The 15,769-nt window shown below is 68.6% G+C and carries 16 protein-coding genes and 1 pseudogene; 4 read left to right on the top strand and 13 right to left on the bottom strand.

Annotation, left to right across the window (positions count from 1 at the left end; genetic code table 11):
* Positions 1-41 precede the first annotated feature (41 nt).
* Positions 42-746, bottom strand: coding sequence for a histidine phosphotransferase ChpT (gene chpT, locus VGE49_RS09400; protein WP_331034298.1), 705 nt, complete (start codon positions 744-746; stop codon positions 42-44).
* Positions 747-835: 89 nt separating this feature from the next.
* Between chpT and cysQ the strand changes: the two genes are divergently transcribed.
* Positions 836-1,621 (top strand): 3'(2'),5'-bisphosphate nucleotidase CysQ, encoded by a 786-nt coding sequence (gene cysQ, locus VGE49_RS09395; RefSeq protein ID WP_331034297.1) that lies wholly within the window; start codon positions 836-838, stop codon positions 1,619-1,621.
* Positions 1,622-1,632: 11 nt separating this feature from the next.
* Here cysQ and VGE49_RS09390 read toward each other — a convergent pair whose 3' ends face one another.
* The 5 genes from VGE49_RS09390 to map form a co-directional block, all read right to left on the bottom strand.
* Complete coding sequence (locus VGE49_RS09390) at positions 1,633-2,556, bottom strand: aldo/keto reductase (protein ID WP_331034296.1); 924 nt, start codon at positions 2,554-2,556, stop codon at positions 1,633-1,635.
* Between the two features lie 2 nt (positions 2,557-2,558).
* Positions 2,559-2,801 carry a BolA family transcriptional regulator gene (locus VGE49_RS09385; RefSeq protein WP_331034295.1) on the bottom strand — a complete coding sequence of 81 codons (243 nt, stop codon included), beginning with the start codon at positions 2,799-2,801 and terminating at the stop codon, positions 2,559-2,561.
* 69 nt (positions 2,802-2,870) lie between these two features.
* The gene (locus VGE49_RS09380) at positions 2,871-3,395 is read right to left on the bottom strand and encodes a GNAT family N-acetyltransferase (protein WP_331034294.1); all 525 of its coding nucleotides are present in this window, start codon (positions 3,393-3,395) and stop codon (positions 2,871-2,873) included.
* The gene (gene radC, locus VGE49_RS09375) at positions 3,392-4,123 is read right to left on the bottom strand and encodes a RadC family protein (RefSeq protein WP_331034293.1); all 732 of its coding nucleotides are present in this window, start codon (positions 4,121-4,123) and stop codon (positions 3,392-3,394) included. The genes VGE49_RS09380 and radC overlap by 4 nt, the downstream gene beginning before the upstream one ends.
* A gap of 26 nt (positions 4,124-4,149) precedes the next feature.
* The gene (gene map / locus VGE49_RS09370; RefSeq protein WP_331034292.1) at positions 4,150-4,971 is read right to left on the bottom strand and encodes a type I methionyl aminopeptidase; all 822 of its coding nucleotides are present in this window, start codon (positions 4,969-4,971) and stop codon (positions 4,150-4,152) included.
* A gap of 140 nt (positions 4,972-5,111) precedes the next feature.
* On the opposite strand from map, the gene VGE49_RS09365 reads away from it, so the two are divergent.
* Both VGE49_RS09365 and VGE49_RS09360 read left to right on the top strand, forming a co-directional pair.
* Positions 5,112-5,870 (top strand): competence/damage-inducible protein A, encoded by a 759-nt coding sequence (locus VGE49_RS09365; protein ID WP_331034291.1) that lies wholly within the window; start codon positions 5,112-5,114, stop codon positions 5,868-5,870.
* A gap of 196 nt (positions 5,871-6,066) precedes the next feature.
* Positions 6,067-7,356: an OmpP1/FadL family transporter gene (locus VGE49_RS09360; RefSeq protein WP_331034290.1), complete on the top strand. Its 1,290-nt coding sequence runs from the start codon at positions 6,067-6,069 to the stop codon at positions 7,354-7,356.
* Positions 7,357-7,424: 68 nt separating this feature from the next.
* On the opposite strand, the gene VGE49_RS09355 is transcribed toward VGE49_RS09360, so the two are convergent.
* From VGE49_RS09355 to VGE49_RS09345, 3 genes are all read right to left on the bottom strand, one after another.
* Entirely contained in the window at positions 7,425-8,033 is a 609-nt protein-coding gene (locus VGE49_RS09355) for a DUF998 domain-containing protein (protein WP_331034289.1), read from the bottom strand.
* Between the two features lie 169 nt (positions 8,034-8,202).
* Complete coding sequence (locus VGE49_RS09350) at positions 8,203-9,696, bottom strand: DEAD/DEAH box helicase (RefSeq protein ID WP_414643626.1); 1,494 nt, start codon at positions 9,694-9,696, stop codon at positions 8,203-8,205.
* Positions 9,697-10,037: 341 nt separating this feature from the next.
* Positions 10,038-10,688 (bottom strand): DUF1345 domain-containing protein, encoded by a 651-nt coding sequence (locus tag VGE49_RS09345; RefSeq protein ID WP_331034287.1) that lies wholly within the window; start codon positions 10,686-10,688, stop codon positions 10,038-10,040.
* A 91-nt stretch (positions 10,689-10,779) separates the two neighbouring features.
* Between VGE49_RS09345 and ku the strand changes: the two genes are divergently transcribed.
* The gene (ku, locus tag VGE49_RS09340; RefSeq protein ID WP_331034286.1) at positions 10,780-11,595 is read left to right on the top strand and encodes a non-homologous end joining protein Ku; all 816 of its coding nucleotides are present in this window, start codon (positions 10,780-10,782) and stop codon (positions 11,593-11,595) included.
* On the opposite strand, the gene VGE49_RS09335 is transcribed toward ku, so the two are convergent.
* The 4 genes and pseudogenes from VGE49_RS09335 to VGE49_RS09320 all read right to left on the bottom strand — a co-directional run.
* A complete protein-coding gene (locus tag VGE49_RS09335; RefSeq protein WP_331034310.1) occupies positions 11,592-12,038 on the bottom strand; it encodes a cysteine hydrolase family protein in 447 nt (148 codons plus the stop codon). The two genes, ku and VGE49_RS09335, sit on opposite strands and share 4 nt — an antisense overlap.
* 50 nt (positions 12,039-12,088) lie before the next feature.
* Entirely contained in the window at positions 12,089-12,271 is a 183-nt protein-coding gene (locus VGE49_RS09330) for a DUF3606 domain-containing protein (protein WP_047413801.1), read from the bottom strand.
* Between the two features lie 55 nt (positions 12,272-12,326).
* On the bottom strand, positions 12,327-14,864 hold the full coding sequence (gene ligD / locus VGE49_RS09325; RefSeq protein ID WP_331034285.1) for a DNA ligase D: 2,538 nt from the start codon (positions 14,862-14,864) through the stop codon (positions 12,327-12,329).
* A gap of 56 nt (positions 14,865-14,920) precedes the next feature.
* A pseudogene (locus VGE49_RS09320) lies at positions 14,921-15,769 on the bottom strand (ammonium transporter); the annotation flags it as partial.

Here is a 15,769-nt window from a genome sequence, read left to right as displayed (position 1 = left end):
ATCTTTTGTGGCGGTTAACGGACGGTTGGGCCCGTGTAAACTCAGGCGACTGCGGCGGGGGTGGGCATCCGGGCGACCAGGCCGACGCGGCCCTCCTCGGTCGCCAGATCCAGCCGGCCGCCGGCGTCGCTCACCGTCAGCCACAGCCAGTAGGGCTGGATCCACTGCCCGGCCAGACCCTCGGTCAGACGTTCGCCCTTCAGGCCGACGACGGCCTCGGCCTTGAGCCGGGCGCGGGCGCCCTCGGCCGAGCCGATCAGCAGGACGCGGCCGTCTTCGCGGCGGGCGGTGACGGTGGCGGTTCCGCCCATCGGCAGGGCCGACAGGGTCATCCAGGCCAGATTGATCAGGGCGCGGGCTTCGGGCTTGGAGAAGACCTCGTCGGTCATGCGCCAGTCCAGGGTCGCGCGGCCGCCCTCGGACAGGCCGGCGACCAGGCCGTGCAGTTCGGCGGCGGTGAACTGTTCGCTGGTCGTGGCCGCGCCGAAGGCCACGCGGGCGAAGTGGACCAGGGCGACCATCTTCTTCGCGCTTTGACGGATCAGGCTCATGGCGTCGTCGCGCATGTCCTGGGCCGTGGGGTCTTCCAGCAGGTCGAGGCCCGACATGATGGCGCCCGCCGGGCTGATGAAGTCATGGCACAGCTTGCCCGCGATGAAGGCGGCCAGGTCGGCGCTCTCGACCGGCAGGTCGGCGACGGAGAGCTCGGCCGAGGGCGAGGCGGCGGAAAGGTCAGGGAAGGTCATCGTTCGGGCGGTCTGCTGGCGGGAATGGTTAAGGCTGACCTGATTTGCCGGTTCTTGAAACCGGGCGCATGGGCTATCGAGGCGGCGACATGACCGATGCCCTTGAGACCGACCTCGCTTCCGGCGCCCTCGCCGAGACCATCGCCGACATCGCCGAGGAGGCCGCGCGCCTCATCCTGCCCTACTGGCGGGTGAACACCGCGGTCGAGACCAAGGCCGACGCCAGCCCCGTGACCGAGGCCGACCGCGCCGCCGAGGCCCTGATCCTGAAACGGCTGGCCGAGCATTGGCCCGAGGTCGAGGCCGTGGCTGAGGAGGCCGCCGCCGCCGACGGCGTTCCGATCTCGGTCGGGGAATGGTTCTGGCTGATCGACCCGCTGGACGGCACCAAGGGCTTTGTCCAGGGCCGCGAAAGCTTCACCGTCAACATCGCCCTGATGCGCGGCGACGCGCCGGTCGCGGGGGTGGTGACGGCCCCGGCCTCGGGCGTGACCTGGGCCTCGACCGCGCCGGGCAAGGGCGCTGTGCGTCGCGCCTTCGGCGAGGCCTGGCGGCCGATCAAGGTGCGCGACCGTTCGGCGGAGGGCATCGCCCTGCTGAGCCACAGCATGACCGACGAGGAGGCCGCCCGTCTGGCGGCGCGTCACGGCTGCACCCAGTGGCAGGGCATGGACTCGTCCCTGAAGTTCTGCCTCATCGCCGAGGGACGTTTCGACGCCTATCCGCGCACCGGCCCGACGTCCGAGTGGGACACGGCGGCCGGGCAGGCCGTGCTGGAGGCCGCCGGCGGCCGGGTTCTGGGCGCGGACGGGGCGCGGCTGGCCTATCGCAAGCCGGGCTTCCTCAACGGCCCCTTCGTGGCCATGGGCGGCTAAAAGGCGGGGCGTCAGGCCGCGGCCGACGCCGACCCCACGCGGGCCATTTCGATCTGGGCCGACAGACCGGGCGGAAGATTGCGCTCGGGCACGACGGCCAGGGCCTCCATGCGCTCGGGATTGACCGCGCGGACCAGGACGCTGGCGATGGCCGGGTCGGTCAGGGTGAAGGCCAGACAGATTTCTTCGGCCTTCCAATTCGGCGTCTGGTGCAGGAAGGCGAAGGATCCGGCGTTGGCCAGGCCGGCGTCCGCCGTCTTGCCGCCGAAGCCGAACAGGCCCTTCTTCTTCGGGGCCGCGCCCGCGCCTGCGGCCTTGCGCTCGGTCGACAGGCTCTCGGGGAAGTAGTCGTAGGTGAAGATGGCCATGTCGCGCTCGCGCGCGGCCCGCATGCGCGAGCGGATGCGCCATTCGACATTGGCGTGGAAGGGCGTGAACAGGACGTCGAAGGCCCCGGTCGAGACATAGATGTCCATCACCGGATCATCGCCCGACACGCCCAGCAGCCGCACATGACCCGCCTTGCGCAGGGCCTTGAGCGCGATCAGCGAGGCCTGGGGCAGTTCGTCGTCGGCGGGTTGGTCGAGCACCGCCAGATCGAACCAGCCCAGGCTGGAGGCGTGCAGCGCCCGGTCGATGGCGCCGCTGAGACCATCGGCGGAAAAGTCGCGGAAGCCCTTCTTGCGGCCGTCTCCGACGCCCAGGGTGATGCTGACGCAGACCAGCCGGCGCTCCACGTGGCCCAAGGCTTCGCCGACGATCTCCGCCAGGACCGGGTCGGCGTTCTCGAGATGGTAGCTGTTCACCCCCGCTTCCAGCGCGGTGAAGATCAGTTCCTTGAGGGCGGAGGGGCCGCGGGCCAGGGCGTCAACGCCCAGGCCCAGGGTCAGGTTGGACACCGCCGCGCCGGTGGTGCCGAACGGGCGATATCGCATGCTCAGCCTGCCTCGACGGGGGCGGAGGTCTCCAGCGCCAGGGCGTGCAGTTCGCCGCCCATCTGGCCCTTCAGCGCCCCATAGACCAGTTGGTGCTGACGCACGCGCGGCAGACCCTTGAAGGCGGCGGAGACGATCCTGGCGCGATAGTGGTCGCCATCCCCGGCCAGATCCTCGATGGCGATGTCCGCATCGGGAAAGGCCTCGACCAGATGGGCGCGCAGGACGTCGGCGGACATGGGCATTGGGGGGCTACTCTCGAAAAACGCGGGACAAGTCTGAACTGTAAAACTTAATGAGCGGCGCCGGCTCTGTCAGCCCGTGACCGTGCGCGGCCGTTCGAAAAGGGTCACGGTTGAGCCCTTGTAGTCGGCCTCGGCGTAGGGGCGGTAGCCGACCCGCTCGGCCAGCTTCAGGGAGGGTGCGTTGTCGGGCGAGATCATGCAGACGGTGCGCGGCTCCAGCCGATAGGCGTCGGTCCAGGCCAGGGCGGCCTGCAGGGCTTCGTGGGCCAGGCCCTGGCCCTGGAAGGCGGGGGCGACGCCCCAGCCCAGCTCCGGGGCGTCGAACGCCGGCGTCATCTCGCGGCGATAGTCCAGCACCCCGACGCTGCCGACATAGGCGCCCGTCTCCGTCTCGCGGATCGACCAATTGCCGTAGCCCTTGGCCTGCCAGTGGCCCAGATCGCGCAGGCAGCGGAACCAGACCTCTTCTTCGGACAGGCCGCGTCCCATGATGTGACGGGTGAAGGTCTCGTCGGCCCACAGGTCGATCAGGTCGTCCATGTCGCTCGCGGCGACGGGGGTCAGGGTCAGGCGGTCGGTGGTCAGGACGGTCACATCAAACCCAATTGCTTGAAACTGGCCACGCCCTCGCGGCCGACGATGAGGTGGTCGTGGACCTGGAGCGAGAGCGAGCGGGCCGCCTCGATCACCTGCCGAGTCATGTCGATGTCGGCGCGGCTGGGGGTCGGGTCGCCCGAGGGGTGGTTGTGGACGATGATCATGGCGCTGGCCGACAGTTCCAACGCCCGACGCACCACCTCGCGCGGATAGACGGGGGCGTGGTCGACCGTGCCCCGGTTCTGGATCTCGTCGAGGATCAGCTGGTTCTTCTTGTCCAGATAGAGGACGCGGAACTGCTCGCGCGGCTCATGCTGCAGGCTGAGGCGGACATAGGCCAGCAGCGCCGTCCAGGACGAGATGACGGTGCGCTTGTTGGCCTCTTCCTTGGCCACGCGGCGCGACACTTCGTGCAGGGCGGCCAGGTCCAGGGCGGTCTCGGCGCCGACGCCTTTGGAGCGGCCGCGCGAATCCTCGGCGCGGACGGTCATCAGATCCTCGACCGAGGCAGCCAGCACCGCCGCCAGCGAGCCGAAGCGGGTCAGCAGGGCCTTGGCGATCGGCTTGACGTCGCCCTGGGGCTGGCTGCGGAACAGAAACAGCTCCAGCAGCTCATAGTCGGGCAAGTGGTGGATGCCCGCGCCGCGCGCACGCTCGCGCAGCCGCTCGCGATGACCGGCGTGGTGCGGCTTGGCCTTCGGCTGTTCCGTCGGTTGATCGAGCATCAGCCTCCCCCGAAGGGGAGACTAGCTCAGAATTTCGGGCGGAACAGGCCCTTCGGCGAGGCCGAGAAGATTTCCAGCCCGTCTTCCGTCACGCCGATGGTGTGTTCGCACTGGGCCGACAGGGATTTGTCGCGGGTCACGGCGGTCCAGCCGTCCGACAGCACCTTCACCGCCGGCTTGCCCAGGTTCACCATCGGCTCGACGGTGAAGAACATGCCGGGCTTCAGCACCGCGCCCTCGCCGCGGCGGCCGTAGTGCAGGACGTTGGGGCTGTCGTGGAAGACGCGGCCGATGCCGTGGCCGCAGAAGTCGCGCACCACGCTCATGCGCTGGGCCTCGACGAATTTCTGGATGGCGTAGCCGATGTCGCCGAAGGTGTTGCCCGGCTTGACCTGGGCCAGGCCCAGTTCGAGCGAGTCATAGGTGACGTCGATCAGCTTCTTGGCGCGGGCGTTGATCTCGCCGACCGGATACATGCGGCTGCTGTCGCCGTGCCAGCCGTCGACGATGACCGTGTGGTCTATGTTGACGATGTCGCCTTCCTTCAGAACCTTGTCGCCGGGAATGCCGTGGCAGACGACGTGGTTGATCGAGGTGCAGATCGTCTTGGTGTAGCCCTTGTAGCCCAGGCAGGCGGGGACGCCGCCGCGCGCCAGGGTGAACTCGCGCACCAGATCGTCCAGCTCGCCTGTGGTGACGCCGGGCTTCACGTGTTCGCCGATCATGTCCAGCGCCTCGGCCACCAGGCGGCCGGCCTTGCGCATGCCCTCGAAGGCCTCCGCGTCGTGGATGCGGATTTCGTGGCTGCGGACGAAGGCGTCGTTATCCAGGTCGGGAGTCTCGTACATGATCTGCTTTCGGGCGCCGCGAAACGGGGGGAGCGGCTGGGCTGTGGTCTTGGGCGTCAGATGGCGAGACTAGCACAAAAGCTCAACCCCGTCAGGCGGCGACGATGACGCGGCGGAGGGCGGCGCCTATCATGAGGTCCATGACCGATCATGCCGCCCCCACCGCCGCCGTCCTGATCATCGGGGATGAAATCCTGTCCGGCCGGACCCGGGATGTGAACCTGAACACCATCGCCCGCTTCCTGGCGACGCTGGGCATCGACCTGTTGGAGGCGCGCGCGGTCGGCGACCGGCAGGATCAGATCGTGGCGGCGCTGAACGCCCTGCGCGCGGCCCATGACTATGTCTTCACCACCGGCGGCATCGGCCCGACCCATGATGACATCACCGCCGACGCGGTCGGCGCGGCCTTCGGCGTATTGGTGGTCGAACATCCCGAGGCCTTGGCCATCCTCGAGCGGCGCTACGGACCGGGCGAGTTCAACGCCGCGCGACGGCGCATGGCGCGCATTCCTGAGGGCGGAAGCCTGATCGCCAACCCCGTGACCGAGGCGCCGGGCTTCCAGATCGGCAACGTCTTCGTCATGGCGGGCGTGCCGAAGATCATGGAGGCCATGCTGCAGGACGTGGCGCCGCGCCTGCGCGCCGGGGCGGTGGTTCATGTCCGCACGATCCGCGTGGTCGGGGTCGGGGAAGGCGCGATCGCGGACCTTCTGAGGGCCGCCGCCGAGGCCCGGCCCGACCTGTCGTTCGGCAGCTATCCCTTCGGTTTCGGCCGCGACGGAGAGGCCGGAACCCAGCTGGTGATTCGTGGTCGCGATACGGCCAAAGTTGACCTCGCGGAACATGATCTTTCTCGCGAACTGCGTTCTGCGGGCATTGATATTGCCGTAACGTAACCTCACCAAGGTGTGAAATTGTGCGACTTCATCGCCACGGTTTCGCCGATTTGCGGTCCGAGAGGGGTCTTGGAGGCAACGCTTTCATGACATGGGCGCTGTGGCTGTTAGCGTCGCCTTTCTCCCCGGACAACGACCCGCCGCTAAGCAAGGACGGGTCGACTTACATAGGTGAAACAGTATGAACCCCAGGAACATGGCTCGCTTCGGCGGCCTGGCTCTGACCACGGTCCTGATGGCCGGCGTCGCGGCCCCGGCCCTCGCCGGCTCCTTCTATCTGCAGGAACAGTCGGTGCGCGGCATCGGGCGCGCCAATTCGGGCGAGGCCGCGGATCGCGGCGTCGGCTCGATGTGGTGGAACCCCGCCTCCATCGCCCGCAGCGGCCGCGAACTGTCGTTCGGCCTGCACGCCATCAGGATCGATTCCGAGGTCAAGAACGACGGCTCCTATGTGACCTATCCGGGCGGCGCCAACGTGCCGGTGGTCAACCCGCGCAACACGACCGTCGATCCGATCGAAAGCGGCCTGGCGCCGAACTTCGCCTTCGCCACGCCCATCGGCGAGCGCTTCGCCGTCGGCGTCTCGGTCGCGGCCCCCTACAATTTCACGACCAAGTACGAGAAGGCCTCCTTCACCCGCTACGACGCCCTGACCTCGGAGCTGCGCTCGGCCAACGCCGGCGTCACCGTGGCCATGAAGGTCAACGACTGGCTGGACATCGGCGCGGGCCTGGACGCCCAGTTCGTCAAGGCCAAGCTGACCTCGGCCCTGCCCAACCTGTCGCCCCTGCTGCCGGACGGCTCCAACACCCTGGAAGGCGACGGCTGGGACTACGGCTGGAACGTCGGCGCCCAGGCGCACAAGGGCGCGTGGGACTTCGGTCTGAGCTACCGCTCCAAGATCGAGCATGAACTGGACGGCGACATCACCATCGCCGGCCTTCTGGGGCCGCTGGCGGGCGCCAATGTCGCCACCGCCGGCAAGGCCAGCTTCAACACGCCGTGGTTCGCCTCGGCCTCGGTGCGCTACGCCGTCACTGACAAGCTGACGCTGAACGCCCAGGTCAACCGCATCGGCTGGTCCGAGTTCCAGGCCATCGACGTCGAATACGGCGCGGGCGGCGACTCGATCCATCAGAACTACAAGGACGTGACCACGGGCGCGATCGGCCTGGACTACGCCCTCAGCGACAAGACCATCCTGCGCGCCGGCGTCGGCTATGATCCGACCCCGACCCGCGACAGCCTGCGCACGGCCCGCATCCCCGACGCCGACCGCCTGCTGTTCTCGGTCGGCGGCTCGACCGAGGTGACGCCCGGCGTGACCTTCGACGCCGGTCTGACCTATGTCGCCTTCAGCGACTCGGACATCTTCGACGACCGTACCTTCTATGCGGGCACGCCGGCGGCGACGACCTCGCACCTGCGCGGCACGGCCGAGGGTTCCGCCCTGGTCGCCTCAATGGGCGCGCGCTGGGCCTTCTGATCCAGCGACACGGCTGACATGGAAACGGCGGCTCCCTTGCGGGAGCCGCCGTTTTTGCGTCGGGGAGGTCAGGCGAAGCGCGGGCTCAGCCGGGCGGATGGACGCATCAGGCACAGGGCGGTCACGCCGATCCACGGATAGACGGCCAGGCCGTAGAGGCGTTGCCACAGGCCGAGGTTGTCGGGGCCGACCAGATTCCCGACCCCGAACATCACGGCCAGGGCCAGGTTGACGACGAGCAGGTTGAAGACCAGGAAGCCCTTGAGCCCCGCATGGCCCGGCGTCTTCCAGAGCGCCCAGAGCGTCAGCAGGGGGGCGATCTGCGCGGCGTAGCCCAGGCCCCAGGCCATGTGGCGGGGGTCCGGCAGGGGGAAGACGCCGCCGATCAGGATGGAAATTCCGAACGTCGCGATCGCCAGGGCGGCGAGAAGGGCGCCCAGCCAGGCGCCGCCGCGCAGACGCAGAAACAGGCCGGCGGCGCCCAGGAGGGTCAGGACGCCCGCCGCCATCAGGCCGAGGTTGAACACCATGGGATGCGGCGCCTCAGGGCCGCCCAGTTCGCTGATGACCTGGGCGGCATGATCGTAGCCGGGGAACAGCAGGCCGCCGCTCGCGGCCAGGCCCACATAGATCAGGGGTGCAGCGACGCCGCATCCCAGCAGGATATTTCGGTTCATAGGAGTCCCCTCAATGGGCGCAAGCGTCGCGCCCCCATGCTCGATGGAGCCTTCGGGCCGCGTCAGCGGATGCGGACGGGGAGATTAAAACTTGTCCATGCGGGCAATTGAAAACGGCGGCCTCCTTGCGAAGGCCGCCGTTGTCGAGGTTGCTGCGTCGGGCTGAAAATCAGCCTTGCGAGCCGTAGCCCTTGCCGCCGTTGGACGGGCGGCGACGAGGGCGGCGCTTCATTTCGCCGACCGGCTTGGGCTCGGCAGAGGGCTGGGCGCGCGGCGAGGACTTGGGACGTTCGCCCGCCATCGGGTCATAGACGGCAGCCGGACGCTCGGCGTGGTGCGTGCGGTCGCGGTTGGCGCCGCCCTTGCGCTGACGGTGCGGCTGACCGCCGCCCTCCGGCTTGACGCCGTCGCGACGCGGGTTGCGGGCGCGGCCTTCGCCGCCCTCGCCGCCGCCACGTCCGCCGCGACCGCCCCGGCCTTCACGCTCGGGCAGGGTGGCTTTCTGCTTGACGCCGGCCGCCATGATCGAGGCGTCCAGCTGGGCCAGGGCCTTGTCGTTGCGGCGGTCAACGGCCGGAATCTTCTGGCGCGTGACCTTTTCAATGTCCTTCAGCAGCTTCATCTCGTCGCCGGCGACGAAGCTGATGGCCGTGCCGTCGGCGCCCGCGCGGGCCGTCCGGCCGATGCGGTGGACATAGGCTTCCGGCACATAGGGCAGCTCGAAGTTGACCACGTGCGTGACCTTGTCCACGTCGATGCCGCGGGCGGCGATGTCGGTGGCGACCAGGACGCGCAGCTTGCCCTGCTTGAAGGCTTCCAGCGCGCGTTCGCGTTGCGACTGGCTCTTGTTGCCGTGGATGGCGCCGGCTTCCACGCCGCCGGCTTCCAGATAGGCCGCCACCTTGTCGGCGCCGTGCTTGGTCTTGGTGAAGACCAGGCAGCGCGTATAGGCGGCGTCAGAAAACAGCTCGGTGAGCAGGGCGCGCTTGCGGCCTTGCTCGATGTGGACGACCGACTGCTTGATGCGCTCGACCGTGGTCGACTGCGGCGTGACCTGGACCTTGACGGGGTCTTTCAGCAGCTCGCCGGCCAGCTTGCCGATCTCCGACGGCATGGTGGCTGAGAAGAACAGGTTCTGACGCTTGGCCGGGATGCGGCTGACGATCTGGCGGATCGGCTTGATAAAGCCGAGGTCCAACATCTGGTCGGCTTCGTCGAGGACGAAGATTTCCGTCGACGACAGGTCCAGCGTCTTCTGTTGCAGGTGGTCCAGCAGGCGGCCGGGGGCGGCGACCAGGACATCCAGACCCTGTTGCAGGGCGCGTTCCTGCGGGCCGTATTTGACGCCGCCGAAGATGACGGCGACGCGGAAGCCCAGGTGGGCGCCGTATTGCTTGAAGCTGTCGGCGATCTGGGTGGCCAGTTCGCGGGTCGGCGACAGGATCAGGGCGCGCGTGGTGCGCGGCTGGGGCGCGACGCGGTTCTCGGCCAGACGATGCAGGATCGGCAGGGCGAAGGCCGCGGTCTTGCCGGTGCCGGTCTGGGCGATGCCCAGCAGGTCCTTGCCGGCCATGACGTCGGGGATGGCCTTGGCCTGGATCGGGGTCGGCTTTTCATAGCCGGTCGAGGCCAGGGCCTGGAGGAGGGCCTTGTTCAGGCCCATGGATTCAAAAGTGGTGTTGCTCACGGAGCGTCTTTCGCTTGCGGCGATGCGCATTCTCGACGCGTGCGGTCAGAAGGCTTCGCCTTCTCGACCCGACGCACGCCAAAGAGACGCCTCGCCAGTCCCGATAGAGCTTCGGAATGAAGCCGTCGGGGTGGATCGGGCGCCGCCCCGCGTGTCCGGACGACGTAATGACTCTGAGGTCTGGCCGGCTGCGTCTGCAATCAGGTCTTCGGGGAGGAAGACCCACACGCGTTGCAGGAAACCGGATACCGCGATTGTGCGGTGCAGCGCAGATGGGCCTCAATAGCGGCCAAGTCAAGGCGAAGGTGCGGATAAGCCTAGAGCAGGCCGACGGCCATATTGACCGCCAGGGCCAGGATCACCGTGTTGAAGACGAAGGCGATCAGGCTGTGCAGGGTGGCGATGCGGCGCAGTCTCCGGCTGCTGATCTGGATGTCGGCGGTCTGGCTGGCCACGCCGATGATCAAAGCGAAGTGCAGGAAGTCCCAGTAATCCGCCTCGTCTTCGCCGGGGAAGATCAGGCCTCCGCGGTCGCCCGCGCCAGCCTCCGCCGGGGCGTAGAACTCGTGAGCGTAGTGCAGGGCGAAGATGACGTGGACGAACAGCCATGAGACGGCGATGGTGCCGATGGAGAACAGGGCCTCCGCCATCGTGGGTCTCCCGCCGTCCGCCGTCTCCATGACGATGACGAAGACGCTGGCCGCCGCCGCCAGCAGGCTGAGGGGCATCACCGCGCCGCCGGCCTGATCCAGGGCCGCCGCGCGCCGCCGGATGGCCGCCGTCGATCGGGCGCGCCGCAGCCGCTCAAAGGTCAGCAGCAGAAAGAGGCTGACGCTCGTGTCCCAGGCCACCGCGATCCGTATGGGCCAGTTCCAGGCGGCGGGGGTGACGATGACCGCGGCGATCAGGACTCCCAGGCCCAGCCATAGGGCGGCGTGCAGTCGGAACGAGCGGGCGATCCAGGTCATGGGCGGATGATTACGCCGTTCGGCGGCGGGGGCCAGCCCAACTGAACCTATCCCCGCTGCACCCGTTCGATCAGGCGCAAAGGAGCCGATCATGGCCGCGCGACCCAGTTGGCAAGGACATCTGAAGCTGTCGCTCGTGACCTGTCCGGTCGCTCTCTACACCGCGACCAGCAGCGCCGGGGACGTGCGCTTTCATCTGATCAACCCCGCCACCCACAACCGCATCCGCATGGTGACGACGGACCCGGACACGGGGCCGGTCGAGCGGTCCGATCTGGTCAAGGGCTATGAGGTCTCGGCGGGCGAATACGTCCTGTTCGACGAGGCCGACTTCGACAAGGTGCGCCTGGAAAGCACCAGGACCATTTCCATCGACCAGTTCGTCGACGAGGCGGAGATCGACCGCCTCTACTGGGACGATCCCTTCTATGTCGTGCCGGAAAAGGGCGTGGGCGTGGAAGCCTTCGCCGTCATCCGCGAGGCGATGAAGACTGCGGGCAAGATCGCCCTGGGCCAGCTGGTGCTGCGCGGCAAGGAGCGGCAACTGGCGCTGGAGGTTCACGGCAAGGGGTTGGTCGCCTACACCCTGCGCGCCCACGACGAGGTGAAGGACGCCGACGACTTCTTCGACGACATTCCCGAGGCGAAGGCAGACCCCGACATGGTCGAGATCGCCGCCCGCATCATCGCCCAGAAGGCCGCGGCGTTCGATCCGACCCGTTTCCACGACCGCTATGACGAGGCCCTGCGCGAGATGATCGCCGCCAAGCAGAAGGGCGGCGTGGTCTCGGCCCCCGAGCCGGACGACACGAACGTCGTCGACCTGATGGCGGCGCTGAAAGCCAGCCTGAAGGGCGCGGCCAGGCCTGCCGCGAAGAAGGCCGCGCCGAAGAAAAAGGCGGGCTAGAGCTCGGTCGTGGCGACCACTTGGCCGAAGTGGTGCCGCCACAGCCGGGCGCCCAGTTCGCCGGAACGGTCCAGCGACGAGCCGACGGTCAGATCACTGATCAGGGTGGGGGTCAGGCCGGCGTCGAACAGGGCGAAACCGGCGGTCAGGACGCAGGTGTCGGTCTGGATGCCGCAGACCAGAACCCGCTCCGGGTTCAGCGCCTTCAGATGGGCGACGGTCGCGGGCGTCGGCGCATAGCCGTGCTTCACATGGATGATGTCGGCGGCGATCAGGCTGTGATCGTCGGGGTCGGGGGTCCAGCCGAGCTGGCGTTGGAAGGGGGTGACGGCCTGGTCGTGCCGTTCGACCGTGGCGACCGAGGGCATGGTTCCGATCAGCCGTTCGATCCCCTGAACCAGCCATGGCGGAGGGCTGAAACTGGGTTGGGCGTCGATAACCAGAAGCGCTGTCTCATGGCGTCTCCTAGCGGCCGTCGCCGCGCAGGGCCAGCCTAACGCTTCTTGCCCAGTTCGGCGGCGATGTCCTTGGTCATGCGGCCGACCTTGCGGTGGGCGGCGGTGATCTGGTCGCGGGTCACGCCCCAACGCTTCATCCAGTATTCGACGGCCTGACGCTCGGACAGGTCCAGCCGGTCCTTGTCGATGAAGCCGCGCTTGTCCTTCAGGCCCGCCATGGGAATGTCCTTGATCCGCAAAGAGCAAGCCTAGCACATCAGGCGCGGCAAGACCTCAGCCCAGCTTGCTCAAGACAGGCTTCAGCGACGCCGCCGAGGCGCGGAACCCCGCCCACGGATCGGGCGCTTGCAACAGGTCGACGGCGGACGACAGGTTGAAGGCCTTCGGGTCGAGCCCCGGCTTCACCTGATTCCAGGACAGGGGGCAGGCGATCCCGGCGCCGGGCCGGGCGCGGGGCGACCAAGGGGCGACGGCGGTGGCGGCGCGGCCGTTGCGCAGATAGTCGAGGAAGATCTTTCCGCCCCGCGCCTTCTTGGCCAGGGTGGTGGTGAAGCGGTCGGGATGGTCGGCCTTCATCGCCTCCGACACCCCTTTGGCGAAGGCCTTGGCCTGATCCCAGTCGATGCGGCTGCGGGCGTCGGCCTTGATCGGGACCACGACGTGCAGGCCCTTGCCGCCGGTGGTCTTGACGAAGGGGGTCAGGCCCAGGGCCTCGAGGCGGGGTTTCAGCAGGTTGGCGGCGGCGACCACGGCGTTGAAGTCGAGGCCCTCGTCGGGATCGAGATCGAAGGTGATCTGATCCGGCGTCTCGGGATCGCCGGGCTTGCAGCCCCAGGGGTGCAGCTCCAGCCCGCCTGACTGACCCACGGCGATCAGGCCGCCGAGGCCGGTGACGGCGAGGTAGGGCCTGCCTTCGCCGACGTCGATCGCCGTCAGGCCCGGATGTCGGCCCGCCAGGGCGTGGCGCTGGAAGAAGCGTTCGCCGTCGATGCCGTCGGGGGCGCGGATGATGGAGACCGGCCGGTCGACCACGTGGGGCAGAAGGCGCTCGGCCACGGCCTCGTAATAGGCGATCAGGTCGGCCTTGCTGACGGCGGCGCGGTCGCCGGTCGCGGGCCACAGGATCTTGTCGGGGTGGGTGATGTTCACGCCCGCGACGGTCAGCCGGCCCGACTTGGCGGCGGGCGCCGGCGGTTGCGGCGCGTCGGTCACGTCGGCGGGCGCCTTGTCCTCGCGCAGGCCCTTGAAGGCGGCCTGGCGCAGGAGGCCGTCTTTGGAATAGCCGGCGTGTTCGATCTCGGCGACCAGGACGGGCGCGACCCAGTGCAGGACGTCCTCGGTCTCGGCGTCAGGCAGGGCGACGAAGGGCGAGCGATCGGCGGCGGCGGCCTTCAGGGCGGGCAGCAGGGTGCGGGTCAGGGGCGCGGAATAGCCCGTGCCGACGCGGCCGAGGTAGCGCAGTCCGCCCCTGGCCCCATTCCCGGCTTTGACCCCCACCAGCAGGGAACGGAAGCGGCTTCCATCCTCCGACGACCAGCCGCCGATCACCACCTCGTCGCGGCCCCGGCACTTGGACTTGACCCAGGTCGCCGACCGGCCCGCGCGATAGGGGGCGTCCAGTTTCTTGGAGATGACGCCCTCCAGATTCATGCGGCAGGCGCTTTCCAGGATGGCCCGGCCGCCGGCGCCGAAATGCTCGACGTAGCGCAGACGGCCGGCGGCGGTCTCAGGCGTGCAGTCGATGAGGGCCTGAAGCCGCGCCTTCCTGTGCGACAGCGGCAGGGGGCGCAGATCCTCCGGGCCGTCGAACAGCAGGTCGAAGGCGAAGTAGATCAGGCGCTCGGTCGCGCCCTCCGCGATGGCGGTCTGCAAGGCCAAGAAGTCCGGCATGTCGTGCGCGTCGAGGGCGCACAACTCGCCGTCGAGCACGCCGTCGGGCCAATGGGCGGCGTCGGCGGCCAGTTCGGGAAAGCGTTCGGTCCAGTCCAGACCCTTGCGGGTGCGCAAGGTCGCCCGCCCGCGGCCGACGGCGACCTGAATCCGGTAGCCGTCGAACTTGATCTCATGCACCCAGCCTGGGGCCGAGGGCGGGTGGTCGGCGACCTGGCACAGCTGGATCGGGACGAAGGCGTGGGGGCGGGCGACGGGGCGGGCGGCCCTGGTCGGCTTGGGTTTGGGCGGGGCCTTGCGGCCGGCCGGTTTGGAGGCGGTCCATTGCGTTTCGCCCTCGGCGATCTGGGCCAGGCTGCGACCGGTGACGACCGAGGCGTCGATCTCGGCCAGGGCGTCGCCTTCGCCGTCGACGGCGTATTCGTCCTTCTCCTTGACCAGCAGCCAGTTGGCCCTTTTGGCGGGCTTGCCGCGATCGGACTTGAGCCGGATCAGGGCCCAGCCGCCTTTCAGGCGTTCGCCGTCGAGGGTCAGCTTGACCACGCCCTTCTTGAAGGCCGCGTCCAGATCGGCGTCCTGCGGGCTCCATTCGCCGACGTCCCACAGCTGCACCGTGCCGGCGCCGTAGTTTCCGGCGGGGATGGTCCCCTCGAAGCCGCCGTAGTCGAGGGGGTGGTCCTCGACCTCGACCGCCAGCCGTTTGACATGGGGATCGCGCGACGGGGCCTTGGTCACGGCCCAGGACTTCAGCACCCCGTCGTGCTCGATGCGGAAGTCGTAGTGCAGGCGCGACGCCGCATGGCGCTGGATCAGATAGCGCAGGCCGCTTCGGCGCGCCTTCGCCTTGCGGCCCCTCGGCTCCGGCGTGACGCCGAAGTTACGTTTGGCCTGATAGGTTTCCAGTTCGCCGCGCGCCGCCATCCGGTGGAAACGCAGAGGGGCGGGGAAGGCTTCATGCCTCCCCTCGCCGTGCGGCCCTAGTGCATGGCCTCGCCGTGCTGGCTGTAGTCCAGGCCCTCGATCTCGGCCTCCTTCTCGACGCGCAGGCCGACGGTGTATTTGCAGATCATCAGCACCACGAAGGTGCCGACGGCGCTCCAGGCCATTACGCCGCCCAGACCAATCGCCTGCTTCCAGACCGTCGCGCCCTCGGCCAGGGGGTTGATGGCGGCCTTGGCGAAGACGCCGGTCAGCAGGGCGCCGGCGATCCCGGCCACGCCGTGCACCCCGAAGGCGTCCAGGCTGTCGTCATACTTGAGCTTATGTTTCAGCCAGACCGCGCCGACATAGGCGATCGGACCCGAGATCAGGCCGATCAGGAAGGCGCCTTTCGGGTCGACGAAACCGGCGCCGGGGGTGATGGCGACAAGGCCGGCGACCACGCCGGTCAGCAGGCCCAGCAGGGTCGGCTTCTTCTTCAGCGTCCACTCGACCGCGATCCAGCCGACGGCGGCGGCGGCGGGGGCCAGCAGGGTGTTGAAAACGGCGACGGCGGCGATCTCGTTGGCGCCCGCGGCCGAACCGCCGTTGAAGCCCATCCAGCCGACGAACAGCAGGCCCGTGCCGATGGCGGTGAAGGCCAGGTTGTGCGGGGCCATGTTGTCGCGACCCCAGCCGTGGCGCGGGCCCAGCACGATGGCGCAGACCAGACCGGCCACGCCCGCATTGACGTGGACCACGGCCCCGCCCGCGAAGTCGAGCACGCCCAGTTCGCCCATCCAGCCGCCGCCCCAGACCTGATGGCAGATCGGCGCATAGACGATCAGGTGCCACAGGGTGAAGAAGAGGACGCTGGCCGAGAACTTGATCCGCTCGGCGAAGGCGCC

Source organism: Brevundimonas sp. (genome assembly GCF_036405315.1).
Classification (GTDB): Bacteria; Pseudomonadota; Alphaproteobacteria; order Caulobacterales; family Caulobacteraceae; genus Brevundimonas.
This window is presented reverse-complemented; position numbering and strand designations above follow the sequence as displayed.

Excerpts from the sequence above, each read along its gene's own strand:
- chpT (WP_331034298.1), bottom strand. The coding sequence starts at position 746 with ATGACCTTCCCTGACCTTTCCGCCGCCTCGCCCTCGGCCGAGCTCTCC.
- cysQ (WP_331034297.1), top strand. The coding sequence starts at position 836 with ATGACCGATGCCCTTGAGACCGACCTCGCTTCCGGCGCCCTCGCCGAG.
- VGE49_RS09390 (WP_331034296.1), bottom strand. The coding sequence starts at position 2,556 with ATGCGATATCGCCCGTTCGGCACCACCGGCGCGGCGGTGTCCAACCTG.
- VGE49_RS09385 (WP_331034295.1), bottom strand. The coding sequence starts at position 2,801 with ATGCCCATGTCCGCCGACGTCCTGCGCGCCCATCTGGTCGAGGCCTTT.
- radC (WP_331034293.1), bottom strand. The coding sequence starts at position 4,123 with ATGCTCGATCAACCGACGGAACAGCCGAAGGCCAAGCCGCACCACGCC.
- map (WP_331034292.1), bottom strand. The coding sequence starts at position 4,971 with ATGTACGAGACTCCCGACCTGGATAACGACGCCTTCGTCCGCAGCCAC.
- VGE49_RS09365 (WP_331034291.1), top strand. The coding sequence starts at position 5,112 with ATGACCGATCATGCCGCCCCCACCGCCGCCGTCCTGATCATCGGGGAT.
- VGE49_RS09360 (WP_331034290.1), top strand. The coding sequence starts at position 6,067 with ATGGCTCGCTTCGGCGGCCTGGCTCTGACCACGGTCCTGATGGCCGGC.
- VGE49_RS09355 (WP_331034289.1), bottom strand. The coding sequence starts at position 8,033 with ATGAACCGAAATATCCTGCTGGGATGCGGCGTCGCTGCACCCCTGATC.
- VGE49_RS09350 (WP_414643626.1), bottom strand. The coding sequence starts at position 9,696 with ATGGGCCTGAACAAGGCCCTCCTCCAGGCCCTGGCCTCGACCGGCTAT.
- VGE49_RS09345 (WP_331034287.1), bottom strand. The coding sequence starts at position 10,688 with ATGACCTGGATCGCCCGCTCGTTCCGACTGCACGCCGCCCTATGGCTG.
- ku (WP_331034286.1), top strand. The coding sequence starts at position 10,780 with ATGGCCGCGCGACCCAGTTGGCAAGGACATCTGAAGCTGTCGCTCGTG.
- VGE49_RS09330 (WP_047413801.1), bottom strand. The coding sequence starts at position 12,271 with ATGGCGGGCCTGAAGGACAAGCGCGGCTTCATCGACAAGGACCGGCTG.
- ligD (WP_331034285.1), bottom strand. The coding sequence starts at position 14,864 with ATGGCGGCGCGCGGCGAACTGGAAACCTATCAGGCCAAACGTAACTTC.